The organism is Sphingomonas sp. Leaf407, assembly GCF_001425385.1.
In the GTDB taxonomy this organism is placed as follows: Bacteria; Pseudomonadota; Alphaproteobacteria; order Sphingomonadales; family Sphingomonadaceae; genus Sphingomonas.
Genome location: NZ_LMQO01000001.1, coordinates 639229 through 665804 on the forward strand (window position 1 = coordinate 639229; position 26576 = coordinate 665804).

General features: G+C 65.4%; 29 protein-coding genes and 1 tRNA gene. 28 read left to right on the plus strand and 2 right to left on the minus strand.

The annotated features are described in order from the left end of the window. The first annotated feature begins 31 nt into the window (after nt 1-31). From thiE to ASG37_RS03110, 26 genes are all read left to right on the plus strand, one after another. Nucleotides 32-718: a thiamine phosphate synthase gene (gene thiE / locus ASG37_RS02990; RefSeq protein ID WP_055757239.1), complete on the plus strand. Its 687-nt coding sequence runs from the start codon at nt 32-34 to the stop codon at nt 716-718. A gap of 60 nt (nt 719-778) precedes the next feature. Further along, a complete protein-coding gene (locus ASG37_RS02995) occupies nt 779-1762 on the plus strand; it encodes a L,D-transpeptidase family protein (protein WP_055755915.1) in 984 nt (327 codons plus the stop codon). Between the two features lie 18 nt (nt 1763-1780). After that, nucleotides 1781-2368 (plus strand): M23 family metallopeptidase, encoded by a 588-nt coding sequence (locus ASG37_RS03000; RefSeq protein WP_055755918.1) that lies wholly within the window; start codon nt 1781-1783, stop codon nt 2366-2368. A gap of 38 nt (nt 2369-2406) precedes the next feature. Then, the gene (gene efp / locus ASG37_RS03005; RefSeq protein ID WP_055755920.1) at nt 2407-2970 is read left to right on the plus strand and encodes an elongation factor P; all 564 of its coding nucleotides are present in this window, start codon (nt 2407-2409) and stop codon (nt 2968-2970) included. Between the two features lie 126 nt (nt 2971-3096). Further along, the gene (locus tag ASG37_RS03010; RefSeq protein WP_055755922.1) at nt 3097-3912 is read left to right on the plus strand and encodes an inositol monophosphatase family protein; all 816 of its coding nucleotides are present in this window, start codon (nt 3097-3099) and stop codon (nt 3910-3912) included. A gap of 174 nt (nt 3913-4086) precedes the next feature. Beyond that, nucleotides 4087-4461, plus strand: coding sequence for an NADH-quinone oxidoreductase subunit A (locus ASG37_RS03015; protein ID WP_055755923.1), 375 nt, complete (start codon nt 4087-4089; stop codon nt 4459-4461). After that, nucleotides 4452-5021: a NuoB/complex I 20 kDa subunit family protein gene (locus tag ASG37_RS03020; protein ID WP_055755925.1), complete on the plus strand. Its 570-nt coding sequence runs from the start codon at nt 4452-4454 to the stop codon at nt 5019-5021. Before ASG37_RS03015 ends, ASG37_RS03020 begins: the two co-directional genes overlap by 10 nt. Beyond that, the gene (locus tag ASG37_RS03025) at nt 5018-5875 is read left to right on the plus strand and encodes an NADH-quinone oxidoreductase subunit C (RefSeq protein ID WP_055755928.1); all 858 of its coding nucleotides are present in this window, start codon (nt 5018-5020) and stop codon (nt 5873-5875) included. The genes ASG37_RS03020 and ASG37_RS03025 overlap by 4 nt, the downstream gene beginning before the upstream one ends. Then, a complete protein-coding gene (locus tag ASG37_RS03030) occupies nt 5875-7098 on the plus strand; it encodes an NADH-quinone oxidoreductase subunit D (protein WP_055755930.1) in 1224 nt (407 codons plus the stop codon). Before ASG37_RS03025 ends, ASG37_RS03030 begins: the two co-directional genes overlap by 1 nt. A gap of 23 nt (nt 7099-7121) precedes the next feature. Beyond that, nucleotides 7122-7427, plus strand: coding sequence for a nuclear transport factor 2 family protein (locus tag ASG37_RS03035; RefSeq protein WP_055757241.1), 306 nt, complete (start codon nt 7122-7124; stop codon nt 7425-7427). Next, the gene (locus ASG37_RS03040) at nt 7427-8119 is read left to right on the plus strand and encodes a complex I 24 kDa subunit family protein (protein WP_055755932.1); all 693 of its coding nucleotides are present in this window, start codon (nt 7427-7429) and stop codon (nt 8117-8119) included. The genes ASG37_RS03035 and ASG37_RS03040 overlap by 1 nt, the downstream gene beginning before the upstream one ends. After that, the gene (locus ASG37_RS17875; protein WP_164490754.1) at nt 8116-8286 is read left to right on the plus strand and encodes a hypothetical protein; all 171 of its coding nucleotides are present in this window, start codon (nt 8116-8118) and stop codon (nt 8284-8286) included. The genes ASG37_RS03040 and ASG37_RS17875 overlap by 4 nt, the downstream gene beginning before the upstream one ends. Before the next feature lie 2 nt (nt 8287-8288). Beyond that, the gene (nuoF, locus tag ASG37_RS03045) at nt 8289-9593 is read left to right on the plus strand and encodes an NADH-quinone oxidoreductase subunit NuoF (RefSeq protein ID WP_055755934.1); all 1305 of its coding nucleotides are present in this window, start codon (nt 8289-8291) and stop codon (nt 9591-9593) included. Beyond that, a complete protein-coding gene (gene nuoG / locus ASG37_RS03050; RefSeq protein ID WP_055755935.1) occupies nt 9593-11608 on the plus strand; it encodes an NADH-quinone oxidoreductase subunit NuoG in 2016 nt (671 codons plus the stop codon). Before nuoF ends, nuoG begins: the two co-directional genes overlap by 1 nt. A gap of 26 nt (nt 11609-11634) precedes the next feature. Further along, nucleotides 11635-12675, plus strand: a complete 1041-nt coding sequence (nuoH, locus tag ASG37_RS03055; protein ID WP_055757243.1) for an NADH-quinone oxidoreductase subunit NuoH — start codon at nt 11635-11637, stop codon at nt 12673-12675. Further along, nucleotides 12672-13157, plus strand: a complete 486-nt coding sequence (gene nuoI, locus ASG37_RS03060) for an NADH-quinone oxidoreductase subunit NuoI (RefSeq protein WP_055755937.1) — start codon at nt 12672-12674, stop codon at nt 13155-13157. Before nuoH ends, nuoI begins: the two co-directional genes overlap by 4 nt. A gap of 109 nt (nt 13158-13266) precedes the next feature. Continuing rightward, entirely contained in the window at nt 13267-13878 is a 612-nt protein-coding gene (locus tag ASG37_RS03065) for an NADH-quinone oxidoreductase subunit J (protein ID WP_055755939.1), read from the plus strand. Next, on the plus strand, nt 13875-14180 hold the full coding sequence (gene nuoK, locus ASG37_RS03070) for an NADH-quinone oxidoreductase subunit NuoK (protein WP_055755941.1): 306 nt from the start codon (nt 13875-13877) through the stop codon (nt 14178-14180). Before ASG37_RS03065 ends, nuoK begins: the two co-directional genes overlap by 4 nt. A 31-nt stretch (nt 14181-14211) precedes the next feature. Beyond that, nucleotides 14212-16299, plus strand: a complete 2088-nt coding sequence (gene nuoL, locus ASG37_RS03075) for an NADH-quinone oxidoreductase subunit L (RefSeq protein ID WP_055755944.1) — start codon at nt 14212-14214, stop codon at nt 16297-16299. A 37-nt stretch (nt 16300-16336) separates the two neighbouring features. Continuing rightward, nucleotides 16337-17890, plus strand: a complete 1554-nt coding sequence (locus tag ASG37_RS03080) for an NADH-quinone oxidoreductase subunit M (RefSeq protein ID WP_055755945.1) — start codon at nt 16337-16339, stop codon at nt 17888-17890. Next, a complete protein-coding gene (gene nuoN, locus ASG37_RS03085) occupies nt 17890-19335 on the plus strand; it encodes an NADH-quinone oxidoreductase subunit NuoN (protein WP_055755947.1) in 1446 nt (481 codons plus the stop codon). Before ASG37_RS03080 ends, nuoN begins: the two co-directional genes overlap by 1 nt. Beyond that, a complete protein-coding gene (locus ASG37_RS03090; RefSeq protein WP_235525106.1) occupies nt 19302-20030 on the plus strand; it encodes a biotin--[acetyl-CoA-carboxylase] ligase in 729 nt (242 codons plus the stop codon). The genes nuoN and ASG37_RS03090 overlap by 34 nt, the downstream gene beginning before the upstream one ends. Nucleotides 20031-20076: 46 nt before the next feature. Beyond that, nucleotides 20077-20364, plus strand: coding sequence for an Asp-tRNA(Asn)/Glu-tRNA(Gln) amidotransferase subunit GatC (gene gatC / locus ASG37_RS03095; RefSeq protein ID WP_055755950.1), 288 nt, complete (start codon nt 20077-20079; stop codon nt 20362-20364). A 49-nt stretch (nt 20365-20413) separates the two neighbouring features. Then, on the plus strand, nt 20414-21895 hold the full coding sequence (gatA, locus tag ASG37_RS03100) for an Asp-tRNA(Asn)/Glu-tRNA(Gln) amidotransferase subunit GatA (RefSeq protein WP_055755952.1): 1482 nt from the start codon (nt 20414-20416) through the stop codon (nt 21893-21895). Nucleotides 21896-22048: 153 nt separating this feature from the next. After that, on the plus strand, nt 22049-23533 hold the full coding sequence (gene gatB / locus ASG37_RS03105) for an Asp-tRNA(Asn)/Glu-tRNA(Gln) amidotransferase subunit GatB (protein WP_055755954.1): 1485 nt from the start codon (nt 22049-22051) through the stop codon (nt 23531-23533). After that, nucleotides 23533-24150, plus strand: coding sequence for a peptidylprolyl isomerase (locus tag ASG37_RS03110; protein WP_082447947.1), 618 nt, complete (start codon nt 23533-23535; stop codon nt 24148-24150). The genes gatB and ASG37_RS03110 overlap by 1 nt, the downstream gene beginning before the upstream one ends. A gap of 3 nt (nt 24151-24153) precedes the next feature. On the opposite strand, the gene ASG37_RS03115 is transcribed toward ASG37_RS03110, so the two are convergent. Both ASG37_RS03115 and ASG37_RS03120 read right to left on the minus strand, forming a co-directional pair. Continuing rightward, nucleotides 24154-24372 (minus strand): hypothetical protein, encoded by a 219-nt coding sequence (locus tag ASG37_RS03115; protein WP_055755957.1) that lies wholly within the window; start codon nt 24370-24372, stop codon nt 24154-24156. A gap of 1 nt (nt 24373) precedes the next feature. Further along, a complete protein-coding gene (locus ASG37_RS03120) occupies nt 24374-24601 on the minus strand; it encodes a hypothetical protein (RefSeq protein WP_055755959.1) in 228 nt (75 codons plus the stop codon). 137 nt (nt 24602-24738) lie between these two features. Here ASG37_RS03120 and ASG37_RS03125 point away from each other — a divergent pair. Further along, nucleotides 24739-24823, plus strand: a tRNA-Leu gene (locus ASG37_RS03125). A gap of 66 nt (nt 24824-24889) precedes the next feature. Beyond that, a complete protein-coding gene (gene tig / locus ASG37_RS03130) occupies nt 24890-26521 on the plus strand; it encodes a trigger factor (RefSeq protein WP_055755961.1) in 1632 nt (543 codons plus the stop codon). The last annotated feature ends 55 nt before the right edge of the window (nt 26522-26576 follow it).

The following is a 26576-nucleotide window of genomic DNA, read 5'->3' on the forward strand; positions in this document are numbered from 1 at the left end:
CTCCGCGCCGCCGCCGGGGCAGGGAAGCATGATGACCCAAGACGAAGATCCGCTCGGCGCGCTTTCCCCCGATTTCGCGCAACAGTTCGTTCGCGACGTGCGCCGTCCGCCGTGCCAGCTCTACCTCGTCTCGCCGCTCGACGTGACCGGCACCTTCCCCGATCGGCTGCGCAGCGCCCTGGATGCCGGCCCGGTCGCCGCCTTCCAGTTCCGGGTGAAGGATGTCGACCAGCATGCCGCCGCGCGGCTCGCCGAACCGCTCCAGCGCATCTGCGCCGATCATGACGTCGCCTTTCTGGTCAACGACAGCATCAGCCTGACCAAGCGGCTCGGCGCGGACGGCGTCCATCTGGGGCAGGACGACGGCGATCCGCGCGAGGCCCGCGACGTGCTGGGGCCGAACGCGCAGATCGGCGTCACCGTCCACGACAGCCGCCACCTCGCGATGGAAGCAGGGGAGGCGGGAGCGGATTATGTCGCCTTCGGTGCCTTCTACCCGACCACGACCAAGGCGGTGCGCCATGTTGCCGAACCGGTCCTCCTGTCCTGGTGGTCGGCGGTGTTCGAACTGCCGTGCGTCGCGATCGGCGGCATCACCCCGGCCAATGCCCGCCCGCTGGTGACGGCGGGGGCCGACTTCCTCGCCGTGTCGGGTGCGGTGTGGAACGGTGACGAGGCTGCCGCGATTCGTGCTTTCGGCGAGGCGCTGGCGCGCTGACGAAACCGCGGCGGTCGTCGATCGTTATCCTGCCTCAACGAAATAGGTTTGGGGCAGCGTATGAAGCGATTGGCACTGGCGGCGATCCTCCTTGGCGGGGCAGCCGTGGCGCAGGCCCCTGCGCCCAAGCCCGCGTTCGATCCGAACATCCTGCATGCCGAGGTGCTGCTCGACCGTCACGGTTTCCCGACCGGCGTGATCGAGGGGAAGGCCAACGCCGCCTTCGCCAAGGCGCTGCGCGGGTTTCAGACGGCGAAGGGCTTGCCCGTCACCGGCAAGCTCGACGCGCGCACCACCGCTGCGCTCAATCCGGCGATGCGCCCGGCCACGGTAACGCTGACCCTGTCCGAGCGCGCGCTGGCTGGGCCGTACACCAACCCCATCCCGAAGGAATATGCCGACCAGGCGAAGCTGACGACGATCGGCTATCGCTCGCCGCTCGAAAAGCTGGCGGAGATGTTCCACACTACGCCCGAAACGCTGGTCGCGCTCAACAGCCGCGAAACGCCGCTGCGGCCCGGCACGCGGGTGGTATTCCCCAACGTCCTGCCGGCGTCGCGCAGCTATCCCGGCGACCTGTCCGACCAGTTTCGCCAGACGCTAGCGACGCTGAACGTCGACGCCACCCAGCCACAGGCCGACCGGGTGGTGGTCGACAAGTCCGAAGGTTGGCTGCGTGCCTATGCCGGCGATCGCATCCTCGCCCAGTTCCCCGCGACGATGGGATCGGCGCACGATCCGCTGCCGATCGGCGAATGGACGATCAAGGGCGTCGCCGCCAATCCCGACTGGCAGTATAACCCGGCGATCCTGCGCACCGCCGACAAGTCAGATGCAAAACAGATCGTGCCGCCGGGGCCGAACAATCCGGTTGGCGTGGTCTGGATCGATCTGTCGAAGGAGCATTACGGCATCCACGGCACCCCCGAACCGCAGAACATCGGCAAGACCGAGAGCAACGGCTGCATCCGCCTGACCAACTGGGACGCCGCCCGGCTGTCGCTGATGGTCAAGCCGGGCACCCCGGCAGTCTTCCAGCCATAAGGGTAGGGGAGGGGCGGTATGAACCGGATTGGCTGGGCCTTCCTCGGCTTCTTCGCGATTGCCATCCTGCTGGCGGCGTTCCTGATCGACACCGACGATGAACGCCCGCCGGCGTTCGCCGCGCCCGCCGTCGTCGGCCCCGCCGCCCCTTCGCCCGCCGGCGTCCTGACCGTCCCGGTGGAGGGCGCGCCATGGCGGGCGATCCGCGATAGCTGGGGCGAAGCGCGCGGCGACGGTACGCGCGGCCATACCGGCACCGACATCATGGCACCCGGCGGAACCCCGGTGCTGGCGGCGGCCGACGGGGTGGTGGAGAAGCGGTTCTTCAGTGCGGGTGGCGGCGGGATCACGCTGTACCTGCGTTCCCCCGACCGGCGGCTGTCCTACTATTACGCGCATCTGGCGGGCTATGCGGCGGGCATCGCGGAGGGCGCGCGTGTACGTGCCGGACAGGAGATCGGCTATGTCGGCGACAGCGGCAACGCCGGGCGCGGCAACACCCATCTGCACTTCGGGATCGAACGGATCGACCCCGCCCAGCCATGGTATCGCGGGCAGGCGATCGATCCCTATCCGCTGCTTGCCCGTGGCCGGCGCTCGGAGTAAGGGCGCGGCTTCGCTTTTTCCAACAGGTATGGTTCTCCATGAAGATCAGCGGCGTCGACATTCGCCCCGGCAACATCATCGAATATGAAGGCGGCATCTGGCGTGCGGTGAAGATCCAGCACACCCAGCCGGGCAAGGGTGGCGCCTATATGCAGGTCGAACTGAAGAACCTGCGCGATGGCCGCAAGAACAATGTCCGCTTCCGCTCCGCCGAAAGCGTCGAGCGTATCCGCCTCGATACCAAGGACTTCCAGTTCCTGTATCCCGAAGGCGATATGCTGGTGTTCATGGACAAGATCACCTACGATCAGGTGTCGCTGCCGCGCGACCTGTTGGGCGATGCCGCCGCGTTCCTGCAGGACGGCATGGATGTCGTCATGGAAATGTACGACGAGGAAGCGATCAGCGTCCAGTTGCCCGACACGATCGAGGCGACGATCGTCGAGGCCGATGCGGTGGTGAAGGGCCAGACGGCATCGTCGTCGTACAAGCCCGCCGTCCTCGACAACGGCGTCCGCGTGATGGTGCCGCCGCATATCTCCTCGGGTACGCGCATCGTCGTCGACGTGTATGAGCAGACGTATGTGAGGCGGGCGGATTGAGCCGAGCGGACGGACGGAATAGCGAACGCTATTCCGCCGCTCCGCCGGCTCGGCCGGCGCGCGTAGCGCGACCGACGACGCGGGCTTGGCCCGCGGCGCGACCAGTATTCCACGGGAAGTAAGATCATGTCCGCCCAATCCGGCCTCATCACCGTCATCGAACGCGCCGTCCGCAAGACCGGCCCGCGCCTGCGCCGCGATTTCGGCGAGGTCCAGCATCTCCAGGTCAGCCGCAAGGGGCCGGCGGACTTCGTCTCGATCGCCGACAAACGCGCCGAGGAAACGCTGGTCGAGGAACTGCGCAAGGCCCGGCCCGACTGGGGCATGCTGCTGGAGGAAGGCGGCGAGATTCAGGGCGATCCCACCAAGCCGCGCTGGATCGTCGATCCGCTCGACGGCACCACCAACTTCCTCCACGGCCTGCCCCATTTTGCGATCTCGGTCGCGGTCGAGGAGCCGAACGGTGTGGGCGGCAAGCCCGAGATCACCTGCGCGATGGTCTATAACCCGATCACCGACGAGGGCTTCTGGGCGGAGAAGGGCCGGGGGGCATGGTTGCAGGGGCAGCGGTTGCGCGTCTCGTCGCGCCGCGACCTGTCCGAAGCGCTGATCGCCACCGGCATCCCGTTCCTCGGCCATGGCAATTTCGCCGAATGGACCCGCATCTTTGGCGCGGTCGCGCCCGAGGTCGCCGGCATCCGCCGCTTCGGTTCGGCGGCGCTCGATCTTGCCTATGTTGCCGCCGGTCGGTTCGACGGTTTCTGGGAGTCGGGTCTGAGCAAGTGGGACATCGCCGCCGGCATGCTGCTGGTGCGCGAGGCGGGTGGTTTCGTCACCGACTATCGCGGCGCTGACCGCGCCTATGAAAAGGGTGAGGTGCTGGCGAGCAACGAGCAGATGCAGACCCGCCTGCACAAGCTGGTCGCCGGCGCGCTGCGCTAACCGCTGGTTGTCGTCATCGTCGCCGACCGTCGCCCTGCGTTTGCGGGAGGACGGCGGCCGTGCTGGCGGCGGGTTGAACTGCGAATGATTCTCACCCTGTTCCGCCCTTGATGCCCCGCGCCCATCGGCCTAAAGCCGGGCGCAATCCTTACCGCAACCGCGAGAGACCCTGCCTTGGTCGACCTGTCGCAATATCTGCCGATCCTGATGTTCCTGGGCATAGCCCTGGTGCTGTCGACGGCGTTCGTCGTCCTGCCGATGGTGGCTTCGCGCTTCACCGGCTCGCACAAGCCCACGCCGGAAAAGCTCAGCGAATATGAATGCGGCTTCCCCGCGTTCGAGGATTCGCGCAGCCAGTATGACGTGCGCTTTTATCTGGTGGCGATCCTGTTCATCATCTTCGATCTCGAAGCGGCCTTCCTATATCCTTGGGCAGTCTCGGTTTTCGACCTCGGCTGGACCGCATGGTTCTCGATGATGATCTTCATCGGCGAACTGGCGCTGGGCCTTGTATATGCTTGGAAGATGGGAGCTCTCGAATGGGAGTAGAACTCACGACGCCGCCGCACGGCTTCGGCGCGGGCAATGCCGCTGGCGTGCCGGCGCAGGCCCCCGATCAGGGTTTCTTCAACGACCTGAACGGTGAACTGACCGACAAGGGCTTCCTCGTCACCTCGACCGAGGATTTGTTCACCTGGGCGCGGACCGGTTCGCTGTGGTGGATGACGTTCGGGCTGGCGTGCTGCGCGGTCGAGATGATCCACGTCAACATGCCGCGCTATGACATGGAACGGTTCGGCGCCGCGCCGCGCGCGTCCCCGCGTCAGTCGGACGTGATGATCGTCGCCGGCACGCTGTGCAACAAGATGGCCCCGGCGCTGCGCCGCGTCTACGACCAGATGTCGGAGCCAAAGTACGTCATCTCGATGGGAAGCTGCGCCAACGGTGGCGGCTATTACCACTATAGCTACAGCGTCGTGCGCGGTTGCGACCGCGTGGTGCCGGTCGACATCTACGTCCCCGGCTGCCCGCCGACCGCCGAGGCGCTGCTGTACGGCGTGATGCAGTTGCAGCGGAAGATTCGTCGTTCGGGGAGCATCGAACGGTGAGGGCACCCGCACCCCGCTATGCCGCCAACGACGGCGTGATCGATACGGCGAAAGCGGTGCTCGGCGATCTGCTCGTCGAGGCACAGGACCTCGTCGGCGAAGTGTCGCTGACGGTCGACCGCGACCGCCTCGTCATGGCGATGGAATTGCTACGCGAGACGCCGGGCCTCAAATACGAGATGCTGGCCGAGATCGCCGGCGTCGACTATCCCGAGCGGCCCGAGCGGTTCGACGTCGTCTATCATCTGCTGTCGATGACGCGGAACCATCGCATCCGCATCCGGGTGACGACCGACGAGGATCATCCGGTGCCGTCGGTGACGGCAATCTGGTACAACGCCGGCTGGCTCGAGCGCGAAGTGTACGACATGTACGGCGTGCTTTTCACCGGCAATGCCGATCTGCGCCGCATCCTGACCGATTACGGCTTTCGCGGCCATCCGCTGCGCAAGGACTTCCCGCTGACCGGCTATGTCGAGATGCGCTATTCGGAAGAGGCCAAGCGCGTGGTCTATGAGCCGGTGCAACTGGCGCAAGATTTCCGCACGTTCGATTTCATGAGCCCGTGGGAAGGGGCGGAATACGTCCTGCCGGGCGACGAAAAGGCCGCCGAACCCAAGCCCGCCGTCGGGCAGGCGCCCGGCGCACAATCGCCCGCAACCGCCGATCAGGTGAAGCGCGCCGACGAACGGGCCAAGGATGCGACGCCGCAGGTCGACAAGCCGAAAGTGACCGAAAGCGCGGCCGATACCGGTGCGGGCAAACCGCATCCCGGCAACCGGCCCGACAGCAAGCCCGTCGATCCCGACGTACCTTCGCCCGATGCGAAGGCTTCGTCGGCGGAGAACAAGTGATGGCCGATTACGATCAGCACATCGACGCCGCCAACCCGACGCCGGGCGATGTCGAGATCCAGAACTACACGATCAACTTCGGGCCGCAGCATCCTGCGGCGCACGGCGTGTTGCGGCTCGTCACCGAACTGGACGGCGAGATCATCGAACGGATCGATCCGCACGTCGGCCTGCTCCACCGCGGCACTGAAAAGCTGATCGAGTACAAGACGTACGCGCAGGCGCTGCCGTACATGGACCGGCTCGATTACTGCTCGCCGATGTGCATGGAGCATAGCTACGTCCTCGCGGTCGAGAAGCTGCTCGACATCGAGGTGCCGCTGCGCGCCCAGTATCTGCGTGTGTTCTTCGCCGAATTGACCCGCATCATGAACCACATGCTGAATCTCGGTTCGCATGTCATGGACGTGGGCGCGATGACGCCGAACCTGTGGATGTTCGAGCTGCGCGAAGACACGATGAACTTCTACGAGCGGGCGTCGGGTGCGCGGATGCACGCGAATTTCCTGCGCGTGGGTGGCGTGCGGCAGGACGTGCCGCTCAAGCTGCTGACCGATATTGCCGAGTGGCTCGACACCCGTCTGCCGCGTCTGTTCGGCGATGCGATCAGCCTCGTCGCCGAGAACCGCATCTTCAAGCAGCGCAACGTCGACATCGCAATCGTCAGCCGCGAGGATGCGGTGCGCTGGGGCTTTTCCGGCCCGATGATCCGTGGTGCGGGCATCCCGTGGGATATTCGCAAGGCGCAGCCGTACGACGCCTATGACAAGGTCGACTTCGACGTGCCGGTCGGCACGCGCGGCGACTGTTACGACCGGTTCATGGTCCGCGTCGAGGAAGTGTATCAGTCGGCGCGCATCATGAAACAGTGTCTCGCGCAGATGCCCGAGGGACCGGTTGGCAGCCTCGATCGCAAGGTCGTCCCGCCCAAGCGCGGCGAGATGAAGCAGTCGATGGAAGCGCTGATCCATCACTTCAAGCTGTACACCGAGGGCTATCACGTTCCGGCGGGCGAGGTCTATGTCGCGACCGAAAGCCCCAAGGGCGAATTCGGCATCTACATGGTGTCGGACGGCAGCAACAAGCCGTACCGCGTGAAGATCCGCCCGACGGCGTTCAGCCACCTGCAGGCGATGGACTTCATGTCGAAGGGCCATATGCTTGCCGACATCACCGCCATTCTGGGTGCGATGGACATCGTGTTCGGGGAGTGCGACCGGTGAGCCGGATCGATACGGTAACGGCGATGATGGAGCGCTACAACGCGCGCGACGCGGCGGGATATGCCGCGTTCTTTGCCGACGATGGCTGCGAGGCATTGTATCGTGGTGACGTGGTGCGCGATGGTCGCGAGGGCGTCGAGAGCGGCATGGCGGTGGTGTTTGCCGAATTTCCGCAGAACCATGCCGAAGTGTTGCAGTCGTTCGAACTGGGTGAGCGTGTCGTGCTGCACGAACGGGTCCGCCGTTCGCCCGATGCCACCCCGTTCGACGTGATGACCGTCTATTCGTTCAGCGGCGACAAGGTCGACCGCGTGGAGTTTATTCGCTGATGGCCGACGCCCCCACCATTCCCGATGAGGCCGAAGTCCGCGCCCGCTGGAGTTCGTTCGCCTGGAACCCGGCTAACGCCGAAAAGGCGCGGGAGATCGTCGGTCGCTATCCCGCCGGTCGCCAGCAGTCCTGCACGATCCCGTTTCTCGACCTGGCGCAACGACAGGTCGGCGCGGAGACGCAGACGCAAGGCTGGCTGCCGGTTCCGGTGATCGAATATATCGCGCGCGAACTGGGCATGCCCTATATGCGCGTCTACGAGGTCGCGACCTTCTACACGATGTTCAATCTCGCGCCGGTCGGTCGCTATCATGTGCAGGTGTGCGGCACGACGCCGTGCATGCTGCGCGGGTCGGACGACGTGTTCGCCGCGTGCAAGAACCGTGGACTGGTCAAGGGCAAGACGACGCCGGACGGCCTGTTCACGCTGACCGAGGTCGAGTGCATGGGCAATTGCGCTTCCGCGCCAATGGTCCAGATCAACGACGATAATTACGAAGACCTCGATTACGATCGCACCACCGCGATCCTCGAGGCGCTGGCGAAGGGCGAGACGCCGAAGCCCGGCACGCAGGAGCCCGGCCGCCACACCGTCGAGCCGGTCGGCGAACCGACCAACCTTGCCGCGATGATAGCCGGAAATCATGATTACCGGTCCGAATGGGGCAACGGCCAGGGGCCTGCGGCATGAAGGCGCTGGGCAGCCTGTTGCTGGCGATCCTCGTCGGGATCGTGGTGTTGTGGATCGCGCTCGAACTGTTCGTCGGCGCGCTCAAGCTGCTCGGCATCGCGATCGGCATCGGCGCGATGGTCGCCGTGTATTTCATCGCCGAGAAGGCGATCGGGAAGGGACGATAAGGATGCTGGCCGACAAGGATCGCATCTTCACCAACGTCTACGGGTTCCAGCCATGGAACCTCGACGCCGCGCAGAAGCGGGGTGACTGGGACAATACGAAGGCGCTGCTGGCGCTGGGGCAGGACAACATCATCGACCGCATCAAGGCGTCTGGCCTGCGCGGACGCGGTGGAGCAGGCTTCCCGACCGGCACCAAATGGTCGTTCATGCCCAAGGCGCCCAAGCCCGACCGGCCGAACTTCCTCGTCATCAACGCAGATGAATCCGAACCCGGTTCGTGCAAGGACCGCGAGATCATCCGCCACGATCCGCACAAGCTGATCGAAGGCGCGCTGGTCGCCGGTTTCGCGATGCGTGCGCGGGCGGCGTACATTTACATTCGCGGCGAATATATCCGCGAGGCCGAGGTGCTGTTCGCGGCGATCGCCGAGGCCTATGCCAAGGGCTTGCTCGGCAAGAATGCCTGCGGGTCGGGCTATGACTTCGACGTGTTCGCCCACCGCGGTGCCGGCGCGTACATCTGCGGTGAAGAAACCGCGATGCTCGAATCGCTCGAAGGCAAGAAGGGCCAGCCCCGGCTCAAGCCGCCGTTCCCGGCGGGCGCGGGCCTGTATGGCTGCCCGACGACGGTCAACAACGTCGAATCGATCGCGGTCGTGCCGACGATCCTGCGGCGCGGCGCGGAGTGGTTCTCGAGCTTCGGCGCGGAGAATAATCGCGGCACCAAGCTGTTCCAGATCAGCGGCCATGTGAACCGTCCTTGCGTGGTCGAGGAAGCGATGAGCATCCCGTTCCGCGAGCTGATCGAGAAGCATTGCGGCGGCATCCGGGGTGGCTGGGATAATCTGCTGTGCGTCATCCCCGGCGGATCGTCGGTGCCGCTGGTGAAGGCCGAGCACATCATCGATGCGCCGATGGACTTCGACGGGCTGAAGGCGGTCGGATCGGGCCTCGGCACGGCAGCGGTGATCGTCATGGACAAGTCGACCGACGTGGTACGCGCGATCAGCCGGCTCTCGTACTTCTACAAGCACGAGAGCTGCGGCCAGTGCACGCCGTGCCGCGAAGGCACCGGCTGGATGTGGCGGGTGATGGAGCGGCTGCGCACCGGCGATGCCGACCTGTCCGAGATCGACACGCTGCACCAGGTGACGAAGCAGGTCGAGGGCCACACCATCTGCGCGCTCGGCGACGCGGCGGCGTGGCCGATCCAGGGCCTCATCAAGAACTTCCGCCCCGAACTGGAGCGGCGGATCAACGAGAAGCGCGGCGGTGGCTCGCTGCCGATGCAGGAAGCGGCGGAATAATGCCTAAGGTCAAGGTAGACGGGGTCGAGGTCGAGGTGCCGCAGGGTGCCACCGTCCTCCAGGCATGCGAAGCGGCGGGGAAGGAGATTCCCCGGTTCTGCTATCATGAACGGCTGTCGATCGCCGGCAATTGCCGGATGTGTCTGGTCGAGGTGAAGCCGGGGCCGCCCAAGCCGCAGGCATCGTGCGCGCTGCCCGCGGCCGACAATCAGGAAATCCGCACCGACAGCGCGATGGTGAAGGCCGCGCGCGAAGGCGTGATGGAATTCCTGCTCATCAACCATCCGCTCGACTGCCCGATCTGCGACCAGGGCGGCGAATGCGATCTGCAGGACCAGTCGGTTGCCTATGGCCGTGGCCATTCGCGCTATGACGAGAACAAGCGCGCCGTCACCGAAAAGTACATGGGTCCGATCGTCAAGACGGTCATGACCCGTTGTATCCAGTGCACCCGCTGCATCCGCTTCGCCGAAGAGGTCGCGGGCGTCGAGGAGATCGGCGCGATCTATCGCGGCGAGAATATGCAGATCACCAGCTATCTCGAACAGGCGGTGACGAGCGAATTGTCGGGCAATGTCGTCGATCTGTGCCCGGTGGGTGCGCTGACGTCGAAGCCCTATGCGTTCGAGGCACGGCCGTGGGAGCTGAAGAAGACGCTCGCGATCGACGTGATGGACGCGGTCGGCACCAATATCCGCCTCGACGCACGCGGGCGGCAGGTGCTGCGCTGCGTACCGCGCATCAACGAGGACGTGAACGAGGAGTGGGCGCACGACAAGACGCGCCATGCCGTCGATGGGCTGGTCCGCCGTCGTCTCGACAAGCCCTATGTCCGCAAGGGCGGCAAGCTGGTCGCGGCGGAGTGGGACGAGGCGTTCGCGGTGATCGCGGCGGTCAATGCCGGATCGTCGGTCGCGGCGATCGCGGGCGATCTGCTCGATTGCGAGACGATGTTCGCCGCCAAGGCGCTGGTGAATGCGCTGGGATCGTCGCTGCTCGAAGGGCGGCAGACGGGCATGGCCTATGACGTCACCAACCTTGGCGCGGTCGCGTTCAACACGACGATCGCCGGGGTCGAGGACGCCGACGCGATCCTGCTCATCGGCAGCGACCTGCGCCACGAAGCGCCGCTCATCAACACCCGCGTGCGCAAGGCGATCAAGAAGGGCGCGCGCGTCTTCGCGATTGGGCCGGAAGTCGACCTGACCTACAAGGCGGAGTGGCTCGGCGATGATCTCGGCCTGCTGAACGGTCTGCCAGATCGCGCCGCCGAGGCGCTGGACGCGGCCAAGCGGCCGATGGTCATCGTCGGGCCGGGCGCGCTGAAGAACGGCCATGGTGCCGCGCTCAAGCTGGCGCAGGACGGCAATCTCGTCCGCACGCTCGAGGACGGCACGGTGTGGAACGGCTTCAACGTCGTTCATCTGGCCGCCGCACGCATGGGCGCGCTGATGCTCGGCTATGCACGGGCGGGCGGCATCGCCGACATCGTCGCGGCGAACCCGAAGCTGGTGTTCTTCCTCGGCGCGGACGAAGTCGACTTCGCCCAGTTCGCGAACAGCACCAAGGTCTATATCGGTCATCATGGCGACAAGGGCGCGGCGGCGGCCGACATCGTCCTGCCGGGGGCCAGCTATGCCGAAAAGCCCGGCACCTATGTCAACATGGAGGGCCGGGTGCAGCGCGGCGACCGCGCGGTCTTCGCACCGGGCGATGCGCGCGACGACTGGACCATCCTGCGGGCGCTTGGCGAATTCCTCGGCGTGACGTTGCCGTTCGACGATTTCGCCGGATTGCGTGCGGCGATGGCGGCGGCGGTTCCCGACCTCGGCCGTGAAGCTTTGGTTCGGTATGACTGGAACCCGCCGGCACTCGACGCTAAGGCGTCGGGCGCGGTGACCTATCCGGTCACCGACTTCTACCTGACCAACGCGATCTGCCGGGCCAGCCCGACGATGCAGCGTTGTTCGGCCGAACTTGTCCATGGCCAGGATTTCGCGGAGGCCGCCGAGTGAGCTTCTTTTCCAGCCCGACGACCGCGATGGTCGGTTGGGGTATGAACCCGAGCGTGGCGTGGACTCTCGCCACGCTGATCGGCATCCTCATCATCGCGCTGCCGCTGATGCTGGCGGTGGCGATGATAATCTACGCCGATCGCAAGATCTGGGCGGCGATGGCGCTGCGCCGCGGACCGAACGTGGTCGGGCCGTTCGGCCTGCTCCAGTCGTTCGCTGACGGGTTGAAGGTGTTCCTCCAGGAAACGATCGTGCCGTCGTCGGCCAATCGCGGGCTGTTCCTGCTGGCGCCGATCATCACCTTCACCGTCGCGCTGATCGTCTGGGCGGTGATCCCGTTCGACGTCGGCATGGTGGTGGCGGACATCAACGTCGGGCTGCTCTATATCCTCGCGGCATCGTCGCTCGGGGTATATGGCGTCATCATTTCGGGCTGGGCGTCGAACTCGAAATATCCCTTCTACTCGGCGCTGCGTGCCGCCGCGCAGATGGTGAGTTACGAAGTCGCGATCGGGTTTGTCCTGATTGCCGTCGTGCTGTGGGCCGGATCGTTCAACTTGACGACGATCGTCCTCGAACAGCGCGGGCATATCTTCGGCTTCATCAACGGTTTTGGTTTCAACCCGCTGCTGTTCCCGATGGCGGTCGTGTTCCTGATCTCGTCGCTCGCCGAAACCGCGCGTGCGCCGTTCGATCTGACCGAAGCGGAATCGGAACTGGTTGCTGGTTATCAGACCGAATATTCGTCGATGGCCTTCGCCCTGTTCTGGCTTGGTGAATATGCCAACGTCATCCTGATGTGCGCGCTCAACGCGCTGCTGTTCTGGGGTGGCTGGTTGCCGCCGGTCGACTGGGCACCGCTTTATTATGTCCCCGGCATTATCTGGTTCCTCGGCAAGACGTTCTTCTTCTTCTTCGTCTTTAGCTGGATCAAGGCGACGGTGCCGCGCTACCGCTACGACCAGTTGATGCGGCTGGGCTGGAAGGTGTTCCTGCCGATGTCGTTGATCTTCGTCTTCCTCGTCTCGGGCTGGCTGATGATCCAGCGCGTGGGAGTGCCCGCATGAGTATCGCCCAGACCATCCGATCGTTCACCCTGTGGGAGTTCGTGAAGGCGCACGCGCTGACGCTGCGGTATTTCTTCAAGCCCAAGGCGACGATCAACTACCCGTACGAGAAGAATCCGATCAGCCCGCGCTTCCGGGGCGAGCATGCGTTGCGTCGCTATCCCAACGGGGAAGAACGCTGCATCGCGTGCAAGCTGTGCGAGGCAGTGTGTCCGGCGCTGGCGATCACGATCGAGGCCGAGCCGCGTCAGGACGGCAGCCGCCGCACGACGCGCTACGACATCGACATGACGAAGTGCATCTATTGCGGGCTGTGCCAAGAAGCGTGCCCGGTCGATGCGATCGTCGAGGGGCCGAATTTCGAATTCGCGACCGAGACGCGCGAGGAGCTGATCTATCACAAGGACAAGCTGCTCGCGAACGGCGACCGCTGGGAACGCGCCATCGCCGCGAACCTTGCGAGCGACGCGCCCTATCGGTAAGGGCGCCGGTGTTCCGTAACGGCGGGGACCGGGTGTTCCGCTCCGCCGACCTAATGACAAGCGTATCGTCCCGCAGCCAGCGGGGCGAACAGGGGGAAGAGCAGCGCTCGTGATCCAGACACTCGCCTTCTATCTGTTCGCCACGATCGTGGTGGCATCGGCTGCGCTGACGATCACGTCGCGCAACCCGGTCCATTCGGTGCTGTGGCTGATCCTCGCCTTCTTCAACGCCGCTGGGCTGATGGTGCTGGCCGGTGCCGAGTTTATCGCGATGCTCCTCGTCATCGTCTATGTCGGTGCGGTCGCGGTGCTGTTCCTGTTCGTCGTCATGATGCTGAACATCGACTTCACCGAGATGCGCGCCGGCTTCGTCCGTTACCTGCCTGCCGGCCTCGCGCTCGCGGTGCTGCTCGCGGTCGAGCTTATCATCGGCGCGTACGCATGGACCGCCGGGCGGATCGATCTGGCACGCCGCGTCGCGCCGGTCGATGTCGCGGTGCCGAACATCGAGGCGATCGGGCGGCTGCTCTATACCCGCTATCTCTATGTGTTCGAAGGCGTCGGCCTGGTCCTGCTGGTCGCGATGATCGGGGCGATCGTGCTGACCCAGCGCGTGCGGGTCGACTCGCGGCGGCAGAACATCCATCGCCAGGTCAGCCGCCGGTCGAAGGACGCCACGCGCAACGTCAATCAGCCCATCGGGCAGGGGGTCGAGCTGTGATCGGGATCACCCATTATCTGGTCGTCGCGGCGATCCTGTTCACGCTGGGGGTTCTTGGCATCTTCCTCAACCGGAAGAACCTGATCGTCATCCTGATGTCGATCGAGCTGATCCTGCTGGCGGTGAACATCAATTTCGTCGCCTTTTCGGCACAGTTGGGGGATCTGGTGGGGCAGGTGTTCGCGATGTTCGTGCTGGCGGTCGCCGCCGGCGAGAGCGCGATCGGGCTGGCCATCATGGTCATCTATTTCCGTGGTCGCGGTTCCATCGCGGTCGACGACGTCAACCGGATGAAGGGGTGATGCCGGTGATTGGGATTTCGGAGGCGTTCGCATGAGCGCCATCCATATCGTCGTGTTCCTGCCGCTGCTGGCGTCGGTCGTCGCGGGGCTGTCGAACCGGGCGTTCGGCATTGCGTTCCCGAAGATCGTGACGACGGTGGGGCTGCTGGTCGCCGCCGCGCTGTCGTGGAGCATCTTCGTGCCGTTCCTCGCCGGAACCGCGACCGCCGGCGTCGCGCCGGTATCGACGTGGATCGTGTCGGGCGGGATGGACATCGCATGGGAACTGCGGGTCGATGCGCTGACCGCGGTCATGCTGGTCGTCATCACCAGCGTCTCGGCGCTCGTCCACCTCTATAGCTGGGGCTATATGAGCGAGGACCCCGATCAGCCGCGGTTCTTCGCCTATCTGTCGCTGTTCACCTTCGCCATGCTGATGCTGGTGACGGCCAACAACCTCGTCCAGATGTTTTTCGGCTGGGAAGGCGTCGGTCTGGCGTCGTACCTGCTGATCGGTTTCTGGTTCCGCAAGCCATCGGCCAACGCCGCCGCGATCAAGGCGTTCGTGGTGAACCGCGTCGGCGATTTGGGCTTCATGCTCGGCATCTTCGGCACCTACTTGGTGTTCGGGACGATCTCGATCCCCGCGATCCTCGAAGCTGCGCCGTCGATGGCCGGTTCGACGATCGGCTTCCTGTGGTTCCGCGCCGATACGATGACGGTGTTGTGTCTGCTGCTGTTCGTCGGTGCGATGGGCAAGTCGGCGCAACTCGGCCTCCACACGTGGTTGCCGGACGCGATGGAAGGCCCGACCCCGGTGTCGGCGCTGATCCATGCCGCGACGATGGTGACGGCGGGCGTGTTCATGGTATGCCGCCTGTCGCCGATGTTCGAAGTGTCGCCGACCGCGCTGTCGGTCGTGACCGCCGTCGGTGCCGCGACCTGTTTGTTCGCCGCGACGATCGGCCTCGTGCAGACCGACATCAAGCGGGTCATCGCCTATTCGACCTGTTCGCAGCTTGGCTATATGTTCTTCGCGGCGGGCGTCGGTGCCTATGGCGCGGCGATGTTCCACCTGTTCACCCACGCCTTCTTCAAGGCGTTGCTGTTCCTGGGGGCCGGCTCGGTCATCCATGCGATGCACCACGAACAGGACATGCGCTATTACGGTGGCCTGCGGAAGCATATCCCGCTCACCTTCTGGGCGATGATGGCGGGTACGCTGGCGATCACCGGTGTCGGTATTTATGGCATTGGCGGCTTCGCGGGCTATCACTCGAAGGATGCGATTCTTGAGGCGGCATGGGCATCGGGTCCGAACGGCTATGGCGCGTTCTATGTCGGTACGTTCGCCGCGCTGTTGACCAGCTTCTATTCGTGGCGGCTGATGTTCCTGACCTTCTTCGGCAAGCCACGCTGGGCCGGGTCGGAGCATATCCAGCATGCAGTCCACGATGCGCACGGTCACGGGCATGACGATCATGCCCACGGCCATGATGCGCACGCGGCGGCCGAAGATGCGGGCCATGCGCCGTCGACGCACGACGCGCATGCCAGCGATGTCGTCGAAGGCACGGCGGGCTATCACCCGCACGAAAGCCCGTTGCCGATGCTGATCCCGTTGATCGTGCTGACGGTCGGCGCGGTTGCCGCCGGCTATGTCTTCCATCACTGGTTCATCGAACCGGAGGCGGGTGAGACGTTCTGGAAGGGCAGCCTGTTCTTCAACGAGCATCTGATGCACGCGATGCACGAAGTGCCGTTGATGGTGAAGCTGGCCGCGACGATCGTGATGCTGATCGGGTTCGTGAGCGCGTTCTACGTCTACATCGCCCGGCCGGGCACGGCGGCAGCGATCGCGGAGACGTTCCGCGTGCTGCACCGCTTCCTGCTCAAGAAGTGGTATTTCGACGAGCTGTATCATCTGCTCTTCATCCGGCCCTCCTTCGCGCTGGGACGTTTCTTCTGGAAGCGCGGCGACGAGCAGACGATCAACCGCTTCGGCCCCGACGGGTCGGCGGCGCTGGTCGGCCTGTCGAGCCGCTTGGCGGTGCGGATGCAGACCGGTTATCTTTATACCTATGCTTTCGTCATGCTCATCGGCCTGACGGCGGCTGTTACCTGGGCGATCGCGTCGTGATGCGCGGTTCGAAGCAAATGGTTCGGGGGAATAACAAGTGAACGGCTTCCCGATCCTGTCGGCGATGCTGGTCGTACCGGCGGTCGCGGCGGTATTGTGCCTGTTCGTGTCGGCCAACGCCGCACGCTGGACCGCACTGATCGCCACGCTGATCGACTTCGCGCTCGGCATCGCGCTGTGGACCAGTTTCGACGTGGGCGGCGCGCAGTGGCAGTTCGTCGAACATGCCGATGTGTTCGGCCGCTTCGCATGGGCGCTCGGCATCGACGGGTTCGCGCTGATGCTCATCATGCTCAGCGTGTTCCTGATGCCGATCTGCATCGGCGCGTCGTGGCGTTCGGTGACGACCCGCGTGCCCGAGTATATGGGGCTGTTCCTCGGCGTCGAAGTGCTGATGATCGGCACGTTCGCGGCGCAGGACCTGCTGCTGTTCTATGTCTTCTTCGAAGGCGGCCTGATTCCGATGTACCTCATCATCGGCATCTGGGGCGGGGCGAACCGCATCTACGCTTCGTACAAGTTCTTCCTCTACACGCTGCTCGGCTCGGTGCTGATGCTGATCGCGATGATCTACATGGTCAATGTCGCGGGCACGTCGGACATCCCGACGCTGATGGCGTATGATTTCCCGGCGCATGTCCAGACATGGCTGTGGCTGGCGTTCTTCGCGTCGTTCGCGGTCAAGATGCCGATGTGGCCGGTCCACACCTGGTTGCCCGACGCGCACGTCCAGGCACCAACCGCAGGGTCGGTCATCCTTGCCGGCGTGTTGCTGAAGCTCGGCGGGTATGGCTTCCTGCGCTTCTCGATCCCGATGTTCCCCGAAGCAACCGGCGAGTTCACCTGGCTGATCTTCGCGCTGTCGGCGGTTGCGGTGGTCTATACCTCGCTCGTCGCGCTGGTGCAGAGCGACATGAAGAAGCTGATCGCCTATTCGTCGGTCGCGCACATGGCGATCGTGACGATCGGCCTGTTCGCCTTCAACCAGCAGGGTATCGAAGGCGCGATGATCGTGATGCTCAGTCACGGGCTGGTGTCGGGCGCGCTGTTCCTGTGCGTCGGCATCATCTACGACCGGCTGCACACCCGCGAAATCTCGCGCTACGGCGGTCTGGCGATCAACATGCCGCGCTATGCGGTATTCTTCCTGTTGTTCACCATGGCGTCGATCGGTCTGCCGGGCACGTCGGGGTTCGTCGGCGAGTTCCTGAGCCTTGCCGGCACCTATCAGGTGTCGACGTGGGCGGCGCTGATCTGCACCACCGGCATCATCCTCGGCGCGGCCTATTCGCTCTATCTCTATCGTCGCATCGCACTGGGCGATCTGGTGCATGACGATGTGAAGGCGATGCAGGACGTCAATCCGCGCGAACTGCTCCTGCTCGCGCCGATCGCGGCGGTGGTGCTGTGGATGGGCGTGTATCCCGAAAGCTTCCTCAAACCCATGCGCGGCGACGTCGCGCTGCTGATCGAACGGATCGAGCGGGCGAACCCGGGGTCGGATTCGCGTCCGACGGACGGCAATCCGGCGGCTGCGGCCGCGCAACATCACACGAGCGGCGGCGAAGCGGCGCACGGGGAATCGCACTGATGAGCTACGCCCAACAATTGACGATGACGCTGCCCGAGCTGGTGCTCGCGGTTGGGGCGATCGTGCTCATGCTGGTGGCGGCATGGGGCAAGGAGGCGGCGACGCGCGGTGTCAGCATCGCGGCGGTGGTGATCCTCGCCGGTGCGTCGGTCGCGCTAGTCGGCAACGGATCGTCGGGCGGCACCGCGTTCGGGGGCATGTACCGTGCCGATGCCTTCGCCGGTTTCGCCAAGATCCTGATCTTCCTCGCCTCGGCGGTCGGGATCATCGTCGCGCCGCGCTTCTTCGCGCGGACGACGGGTGACGACCTCAAGCCCGAATATCCGATCCTCATCCTGTTGTCGGCCTGCGGCATGGGCATGATGGTGTCGGCGTCGGACCTGCTGCTGCTCTACGTCGGGCTCGAATTGCAGAGCCTTGCCGCCTATGTCCTTGCCAGCTTCATGCGGCGCGATACGCGCTCGGCCGAAGCGGGCCTCAAATATTTCGTGCTGGGCGCGCTGGCATCGGGCATCCTGCTCTATGGCATCAGCCTAGTTTATGGCTTCTCCGGCACGACGCTGTTCGACGATATTGCCGTCGCCTATGCCGCCGGGACCAACACCGGGCTGCTGTTCGGGCTGGTGTTCGTGTTCGCGGGGATCGCGTTCAAGCTGGCGGCGGTGCCGTTCCATATGTGGACGCCCGACGTGTACGAAGGCGCACCCACCCCGGTGACGGCGTTCTTCGCATCGGCCCCCAAGGTTGCGGCGATGGCCATGGCGCTGCGCGTGGCGATCGAGGCGATGGGGCCTGCGGTCGACCAATGGCGGCAGATCGTGGTGTTCGCCGCGCTCGCCTCGATCGTGCTCGGCGCGGTCGGCGCGATCGGGCAGGGCAATATCAAACGGCTGCTCGCCTATTCGTCGATCAACAACGTCGGCTTCGCGCTGATCGGTCTGGCGGCGGGCACGCAGGCGGGCGTGGCGGGCGTGCTGTTCTATCTCGCCATCTACATCGTCATGACGCTCGGTTCGTTCCTGATCCTGCTTCAGATGCGCGGTGAAGATGGTCAGCCGGTCGAGAGCGTCGCGAGCCTCGCCGGTTTGTCGCGCACGCGGCCGGCGCTGGCGCTGGCGCTGGCGATCTTCATGTTCGCGCTGGCCGGTATCCCGCCGCTGTTCGGCTTCTGGGCGAAGTACGCCGTGTTCGATGCCGCGGTACAGGCCGGGCTGTTCCCGCTGGCGGTGATCGGTATCGCCGCATCGGTCATCGGTGCCTATTATTACCTGCGCGTCGTCAAGACGATGTACTTCGACGATCCGGCCCCGGCGTTCTCGCGGGAACCGGCCCTTATCGAAGGTGGTCTGATCGCGGCGGCGGCGGTCGTGATCTCGCCGGTCGGCATGTTCCTGATTCCGGCGCTGACCGGGTGGACGATGACGGCGGCGCGGGCACTGTTCTGAGCGTCCGCACCGTCGCCGAAACCGGGTCGACCAACGCCGACCTGCTGGCGGCGGCGACCGAGGGCGCACCCGAGGGCGCATGGCTCAGGGCAGAGAGGCAGACCGCCGGACGTGGTCGCATGGGCCGCACCTGGGCCGATTCGACCGGCAATCTGTTCGCCAGCACCATCGTTCGCTTGCGGCCGGACGATCCGGTCGCACCGTCGCTGGCGCTGGTCGCGGCGGTTGCGCTGCACGCCGCGATCGATAGCGTCCTGCCGGGGCACGCCGCGATCAAATGGCCGAACGACCTGATGATCGACGGAGCGAAACTGTCCGGCATCCTGCTCGAGCGTAGCGGCGAGGCGGTCGTGGTCGGCTTCGGGGTGAACCTTGCCATGGCACCGGTCGTACCCGGTCGGCGGACGATCTGCCTTGCCGATCAGGGGGTGCGGATCGCCCCGGACGACATGCTCGACCGGTTGCGTGCATCGTTCGCCCATTGGTTGGCCGAATGGCGTCGTGCAGGGGTTGGCGGCATTTGCGATGCGTGGATGCGGGCAGCGCATCCGGTCGGGGCGTCGCTTCGGGTATCGTTGCCCGACGGGACCCGGACCGAAGGGACGTTTGCCGGTCTGGACCCGGCCGGGGCGCTGCTGCTGGCGCAGGGCGGCGGCGCGGTCCGCACGATCCATGCCGGGGATGTCGACACCTGAACCGGGACGCTTGTCGAGGGGCAGGCGGGATGCTAGCCGATCGTCCATGTCCGTCGAACCTCACACCGTAAAGCGCGTGGCCGGCCTTGCCCGGATCGCGATCACCGATGCCGAAGCCGATCGGCTCGCCCCCGAACTGGGCAATATCCTTGGCTGGATCGAGCAACTGGGCGAAGTCGACACCAGCGGCGTCGCGCCGATGACGGCGGTGATCCCCAACCATCTGCGCCTGCGCCCCGATGCCGTCACGGATGGCAACGTGCGCGACCGGGTGCTGGCGAATGCGCCGCAGGCCGAACATGGCTTCTTCACCGTGCCCAAGGTCATCGAATGATCCGTCGCCGTATCCCGACCGACCCGACCTGCCGCGCAAGGATTGCCGAATGACCGACCTTACCGACCTTGGCGTCGCCGCGATCCGTGACGGCGTGCGCGACGGCAGCTTTTCCGCGCGCGACGTCGCCGATGCGTTCGTAGGTGCCGTAGCCGCCGCCAAGCCGCTCAACGCCTTTCTCGTCGAAACGCCCGACCATGCGCGCGCCGCCGCCGATGCCGCCGATGCCGCGCGCGCGGCGGGCGAGACGCCGAAGCCGCTGGCCGGCGTGCCGATCGGCATGAAGGACCTGTTTTGCACCAAGGGCGTCGAGACGACGGCGGCGAGCGGCATCCTGAAGGGCTTCGTACCGCAGTATGAATCGACCGTTTCGGGCAAGCTGTGGGCGGCGGGCGCGGGGATGCTCGGCAAGCTGAACCTCGACCAGTTCGCGATGGGATCGTCGAACGAAACCAGTGCGTTCGGCAACGTCGTCTCGCCGTGGCGGCGGCCGGGCGATACCGCGCCGATGGCGCCGGGCGGATCGTCGGGCGGGTCGTCGTCGGCGATCGCGGCGCGGCTGTGCCCGGCGGCCACCGGCACCGATACCGGCGGGTCGATCCGTCAGCCGGCGGCGTTCACCGGCATCACTGGGATCAAGCCGACCTATGGCCGTTGCTCGCGCTACGGTGTCGTCGCCTTCGCCTCGTCGCTCGATCAGGCGGGGCCGATGGCGCGCGATACCCGCGATTGCGCGATCATGTTGGAGGCGATGGCCGGGTTCGATCCGAAGGACGCGACCTCGCTCGACCTGCCGGTTCCGGCGTGGGAAGCGGGGCTGAACGCCGATCTTCGCGGCAAGCGCGTCGGTATCCCGAAGGAATATCGCGTCGATGGCATGCCGGCGGAGATCGAGGCGCTGTGGCAGCAGGGGATTGACTGGCTGCGCGATGCGGGGGCGGAGATCGTCGAGGTGTCGTTGCCGCATACCCGTTATGCGCTGCCGGCCTATTATATCATCGCCCCCGCCGAAGCGTCGTCGAACCTCGCGCGCTATGACGGCGTGCGCTACGGCCAGCGGGTGCTGCCCGACGGGGCGGGATTGCAGGACATGTATGCGGCCACCCGCGCCGCCGGGTTCGGTGACGAGGTGAAGCGGCGCATCCTGATCGGCACCTATGTGCTGTCGGCGGGCTTCTATGACGCCTATTATACCCAGGCGCAGAAGGTACGGACGCTGATCGCGCAGGATTTCGAGGCGGCGTGGGAGCAGTGCGACGTGCTGCTGACCCCGACCGCACCGTCGGCGGCGTTCGCGCTGGGCGAGAAGTCGGCCGATCCGATCGCGATGTATCTCAACGACGTGTTCACCGTGCCGTCGTCGTTGGCCGGGCTGCCGGCGATGAGCGTGCCGGGCGGCGTCGACAAGGACGGGCTGCCGCTGGGGTTGCAGATCATCGGCAAGCCGCTCGACGAGCAGGGCGTGCTGAACGCAGGTCTTGCGATCGAGCAGCGCGCCGGGTTCGTCGCCCGGGCGGACAAGTGGTGGTGATATGCAATTCCTCGTCGAATTGCTTTTTCAAGTAATCGTCGAGGGTATTGTTGAGTTGATCCGATTGATCTTCAAGCGGCCTGCAAGATGGTTCGTTCCGACGAAGCCAGTACGCAAGCCACGGCAGAAACGGCACAAATGAGGCCGAATGATATGACTGAATTCACCTATCGCATCCGTGGCGCGACCGGCGACTGGGAGGTCGTGATCGGCCTTGAGGTCCATGCCCAGATCACGTCGAACGCCAAGCTGTTCTCCGGCGCGGCGACCGCGTTCGGTGCCGAGCCGAACACGCAGGTCAGTCTGGTCGATGCGGCGATGCCGGGCATGCTGCCGACGCCGAACCGCGAGTGCATCCGTCAGGCGGTCCGCACCGGCATGGCGATCGACGCGGTCATCAACAAATGGTCGCGGTTCGACCGCAAGAATTATTTCTATGCCGATCTGCCGCAGGGCTATCAGATCAGCCAGCTCTATCATCCGCTGGTGGGGGAAGGCTCGGTCACGATCGTCCTCGATGAGAAGGATCCGAACAGCCCGGTCAAGACGATCGGCGTCGAGCGCATTCACGTCGAGCAGGACGCCGGCAAGCTGATGCACGATCAGCATCCGACGCGCTCCTACGTCGATCTCAACCGGTCGGGCGTGGCGTTGATGGAGATCGTCAGCCGCCCCGACATGCGCTCGCCCGCCGAGGCCGGGGCCTATCTGTCGAAGCTGCGGTCGGTGCTGCGCTATGTCGGGTCGTGCGACGGCAACATGGACCAGGGATCGATGCGCGCCGACGTGAACGTCTCGGTCCGGCGACCGGGCGAGGAACTGGGGACACGGACCGAGACGAAGAACGTCAATTCGGTCCGCTTCGTGATGGCGGCGATCGAACATGAGGCCAACCGGCAGGTCGCCGTGCTGGAGGATGGCGGCCGCATCGTTCAGGAGACGCGGCTGTTCGATCCCGACAAGGGCGTGACCCGGTCGATGCGGTCGAAGGAAGACGCGCACGACTATCGCTATTTCCCTGATCCCGATCTGCTGCCGCTCGAACTCGACGATGCGTTTCTGGACGAATGCCGTGCGTCGCTGCCCGAACTGCCCGATGCCAAGCGGGCGCGGTACGAGAATGATCTTGGGCTGTCGCGCTACAATGCGGCGGTGCTGACCGCCGAGGTGGAAACGGCTCGCTGGTTCGAGGCGCTGTTGGGTGAAGGTGGTTCGGACGTGTCGGCAAAGTCGGCCGCCAACTGGTTGATTTCCGACTTGTTCGGTGCGCTCAACCGCCTTGGCAAAAGCGTTGCCGACAGCCCGGTGTCGCCCGCGCAGGGGGCCGAACTGCTGCGGCTCGTCGCCGATGGCACGCTGTCGGGCACGCTGTCCAAGCAGGTGTTCGAGATCATGCTTGAAACCGGGCAGGGGGCGAACGCCATCGTCGAGGAGCGCGGGCTCAAGCAGACCAGCGACACCGGCGCGATCGAGGCGGTGATCGCCGACGTCATGGCGAAGAACGCCGACAAGGTCGCCGATTATCGCGGGGGCAAGGACAAGCTGTTCGGCTTCTTCGTCGGGCAGACGATGAAGGCGATGGGCGGCAAGGCCAACCCCGGCGTCGTCAACGACCTGCTGAAAAAGGCACTCGGCTGATGCGTCTCGCGCGGCGGATAGTGCTGGCGGCACTGGTCGTCGTGGCGAGCGTGCCCGGTCTCGCGCAGACGCCGGAGCCGCCGCTGCCGCGTGTCGCGATCGTCACGACGGCAGGTACGCTGACCGTCGAGGTGGAGACGAAACGCGCGCCGATCAGCGCGGCGAATTTCCTGCGTTACGTCGACCAAAAGCGACTGGATGGTGTCAGTTTCTACCGGATCGTCAAGGTCGGGCCGGAGTTCGGTTTCGTCCAGTTCGGCCCACATACCGATGCGAAGAAATATCTGCCGCCGATCAAGCACGAATCGACCACGCAGACGGGCCTGTCGCACACCGACGGTACGCTCTCGATCGCGCGACTGGGCCTTGGCACGGCGCGTGGCGAGTTCACCATCTCGGTCGGCGATCAGCGTCGCGCGCTGGATGCCGCGCCGGGCGTCCCGGCGGACGGGCAGGGCTATGCCGCGTTCGCAAGGATCGTCGGCGGGCGTGACGTGCTGTTGAAGATTCTCGACACACCGGTCGATCCCGCCAAATCCACCAGCGGCGTGTTCAAGGGGGAAATGCCCGCCGCGCCGGTCAAGGTCCTGACGGCACGGCGGGTCACGACTGGCTGACGCTTACTGCGCGTCGGCGTCCTGATTGCGGACAACACCGCCCGATCCGCCGGCGGTGTCGGGTGACACGGTGGGTTCGGTAGGCGAGGTCTGGCCGACCGTCGTGTCGCCACGTTCGATATCGCCATTGGCGGTGTCGACCGCTTTTTCGATGTCGCTGCGACGGTCGGTGTCGTCCTGCGGCGCGCTGTCGGGGTGCGGGCTGCGGTCGCGGTCACTCATTTCAATGCTCCATCACGGGTTGGCCGGGGACCGGCGTTACGCCGGGATCGCCACCGGGCATCGGGCTTGGCACGTCGATGTCGGGACCGGGCACGTCGATTTCGGGCGGCGGTGCGACGGGTTGGCCCGGTTCGGTCTGCGGCACCGGATATTCGGGCGGCGGCGTGATCGGCGCGACGCCGGGATCGGGGGCGGGCGTCTCGGCGGGGATCGGGGGCTCGACGGGCATGGCATCAGTCTCCTTCGCATGGCTCAACGCGACGGCGAGGGCAGGGTTGCGGCTATCGTTACGATCTGCGAAGCGTGGCGACTTGCCCCGGCGTGCATGGCTGCTATAGACGCGCCCGTGCCGGCGGCGTCCGCTCGGCGGGCGTGGCGGAACTGGTAGACGCGCTGGATTTAGGTTCCAGTATCGAAAGATGTGGGGGTTCGACTCCCTTCGCCCGCACCAGTGACGCCGCCGCCCGGTCGAGGCTGGAGCCGCCCCGAATCGATTCCTTTGACGAAAGCTTCGAGAATGCAGACTGTCGAGACGTTGAACGAGGGCCTCAAGCGCGCCTACACGCTGACCATCACCGCCGCCGAGATCGACGCGAAGGTCGATGTCGAGGTGAAGCGCGTTGCGCCGACGGTGAAGATGCCCGGTTTCCGCCCCGGCAAGGTTCCCGCGAACCTGATCCGCAAGATGCACGGCGACGCGCTGTCGCAGGACGCGCTGAACAGCTCGATCCAGGACGGCATCCAGTCGCTGCTCGCAGAGCAGAAGCTGCGTCCGGCGACCGCGCCGCAGGTGTCGCTGGAAGGCGATTATGCCCGTGGTCAGGACGCAGCGGTCACGGTGTCGCTCGAAGTGCTGCCCGACGTGCCGGCCCCGGCGATCGACGGGCTGAAGCTCGAACGGCTGACCGTTCCCGCCGACGAGTCGGTGGTCGATGCACAGGTCGAGCAGCTCGCCGCCAGCAACAAGCGTCACGACGACGCACCCGAGGGGCATGAAGCCGCCACCGGCGATCTGGTCGTGATGGACTTCGTCGGGAAGGTCGACGATGTTGCATTCGACGGCGGCACCGGTGAGGGCATGTCGGTCGAGATCGGCTCGGGTCGCCTGATCCCCGGTTTCGAGGACCAGTTGGTCGGCGTGAAGCAGGGCGACGAGAAGACGATCAACGTCACCTTCCCCGACGATTATCAGGCCGAGAATCTGAAGGGCAAGGCCGCGACCTTCGACCTGAAGATCACCGGCGTGAAGGTCCCGGCCGAAGGCGGCCCGGACGACGAGTTCGCCAAGTCGCTCGGCCTCGAAAGCCTCGAACAGCTTCGTGGGCTCATCAAGGGTCAGGTCGAGCAGGAACTGAACGGCCTGACCCGCACCCATATGAAGCGCAAGCTGCTCGATCAGCTCGCCGCCGGGCATGATTTCGACGTGCCGCCGTCGATGGTCGAAGCCGAATTCGAGCAGATCTGGGCGCAGCTCCAGCATGAAGCCGGCCACGAATCGGACCCCGAAGCGGCACGCGCCGAGCTGGAAGCCGAGCGTGACGACTATCGCCAGATCGCGGTCCGCCGCGTCCGCCTCGGCCTGCTCCTGTCGGAGATCGGTCAGGCCAACGGCATCGAAGTGACGCAGCAGGAAATGCAGCGCCTCATCATGCAGGCCGCGCAGCAGTATGGCCCGGAAGATCGCCAGCGCTTCATGCAGTATGTCCAGCAGGAGCCGATGGCGGCAGCCCAGCTTCGCGCGCCGCTGTACGAGGACAAGGTCGTCGACTTCCTGTTCGGCAAGGCCGAGATCACCGATCGCGAAGTGACGCGCGAGGAACTCGAAGCCGAGATCGAGAGCGAGGAAGGTGCGGTGCCGCACGTTCATGGCCCCGACTGCAACCACGATCATGATCATGGGCACGACCACGCACAGGACCATGCGACTCCGATGAGCGACAAGGACGTGGAGCCGGCGGCTGCCGACGCCCCGGCCGAGGCCGAAGCGCCCGAGAAGAAGGCCGCGACGCGCAAGGCTCCGGCGAAGAAGGCCGCCGAAGGCGATGCGCCGGCAGAGGGCGAGGTAGCGGACGCTGCCGAGGCCGCGCCGAAGAAGCCGCGCGCCAAGAAGAAGGTCGAGGCCGCTTCGGACGAGACTGCCGAAGGCTAATCCGTTCGATCGGTTGCGACGACGAAGGGGCGGTATCGATCTTGCGATCGGTGCC

Bases quoted from the DNA above. Each gene is read 5' to 3' on its own strand.
- nuoI (WP_055755937.1), top strand. From the start codon at position 12,672: ATGAGTATCGCCCAGACCATCCGATCGTTCACCCTGTGGGAGTTCGTG.
- nuoF (WP_055755934.1), top strand. From the start codon at position 8,289: ATGCTGGCCGACAAGGATCGCATCTTCACCAACGTCTACGGGTTCCAG.
- gatC (WP_055755950.1), top strand. From the start codon at position 20,077: ATGTCCGTCGAACCTCACACCGTAAAGCGCGTGGCCGGCCTTGCCCGG.
- gatA (WP_055755952.1), top strand. From the start codon at position 20,414: ATGACCGACCTTACCGACCTTGGCGTCGCCGCGATCCGTGACGGCGTG.
- nuoL (WP_055755944.1), top strand. From the start codon at position 14,212: ATGAGCGCCATCCATATCGTCGTGTTCCTGCCGCTGCTGGCGTCGGTC.
- nuoN (WP_055755947.1), top strand. From the start codon at position 17,890: ATGAGCTACGCCCAACAATTGACGATGACGCTGCCCGAGCTGGTGCTC.
- ASG37_RS03115 (WP_055755957.1), bottom strand. From the start codon at position 24,372: ATGAGTGACCGCGACCGCAGCCCGCACCCCGACAGCGCGCCGCAGGAC.
- thiE (WP_055757239.1), top strand. From the start codon at position 32: ATGACCCAAGACGAAGATCCGCTCGGCGCGCTTTCCCCCGATTTCGCG.
- ASG37_RS03010 (WP_055755922.1), top strand. From the start codon at position 3,097: ATGTCCGCCCAATCCGGCCTCATCACCGTCATCGAACGCGCCGTCCGC.
- ASG37_RS03040 (WP_055755932.1), top strand. From the start codon at position 7,427: ATGGCCGACGCCCCCACCATTCCCGATGAGGCCGAAGTCCGCGCCCGC.
- ASG37_RS03120 (WP_055755959.1), bottom strand. From the start codon at position 24,601: ATGCCCGTCGAGCCCCCGATCCCCGCCGAGACGCCCGCCCCCGATCCC.
- ASG37_RS03020 (WP_055755925.1), top strand. From the start codon at position 4,452: ATGGGAGTAGAACTCACGACGCCGCCGCACGGCTTCGGCGCGGGCAAT.
- ASG37_RS03030 (WP_055755930.1), top strand. From the start codon at position 5,875: ATGGCCGATTACGATCAGCACATCGACGCCGCCAACCCGACGCCGGGC.
- nuoG (WP_055755935.1), top strand. From the start codon at position 9,593: ATGCCTAAGGTCAAGGTAGACGGGGTCGAGGTCGAGGTGCCGCAGGGT.
- gatB (WP_055755954.1), top strand. From the start codon at position 22,049: ATGACTGAATTCACCTATCGCATCCGTGGCGCGACCGGCGACTGGGAG.
- ASG37_RS03035 (WP_055757241.1), top strand. From the start codon at position 7,122: ATGATGGAGCGCTACAACGCGCGCGACGCGGCGGGATATGCCGCGTTC.
- ASG37_RS03110 (WP_082447947.1), top strand. From the start codon at position 23,533: ATGCGTCTCGCGCGGCGGATAGTGCTGGCGGCACTGGTCGTCGTGGCG.
- tig (WP_055755961.1), top strand. From the start codon at position 24,890: ATGCAGACTGTCGAGACGTTGAACGAGGGCCTCAAGCGCGCCTACACG.
- ASG37_RS02995 (WP_055755915.1), top strand. From the start codon at position 779: ATGAAGCGATTGGCACTGGCGGCGATCCTCCTTGGCGGGGCAGCCGTG.
- nuoH (WP_055757243.1), top strand. From the start codon at position 11,635: ATGGTCGGTTGGGGTATGAACCCGAGCGTGGCGTGGACTCTCGCCACG.
- ASG37_RS17875 (WP_164490754.1), top strand. From the start codon at position 8,116: ATGAAGGCGCTGGGCAGCCTGTTGCTGGCGATCCTCGTCGGGATCGTG.
- efp (WP_055755920.1), top strand. From the start codon at position 2,407: ATGAAGATCAGCGGCGTCGACATTCGCCCCGGCAACATCATCGAATAT.
- ASG37_RS03000 (WP_055755918.1), top strand. From the start codon at position 1,781: ATGAACCGGATTGGCTGGGCCTTCCTCGGCTTCTTCGCGATTGCCATC.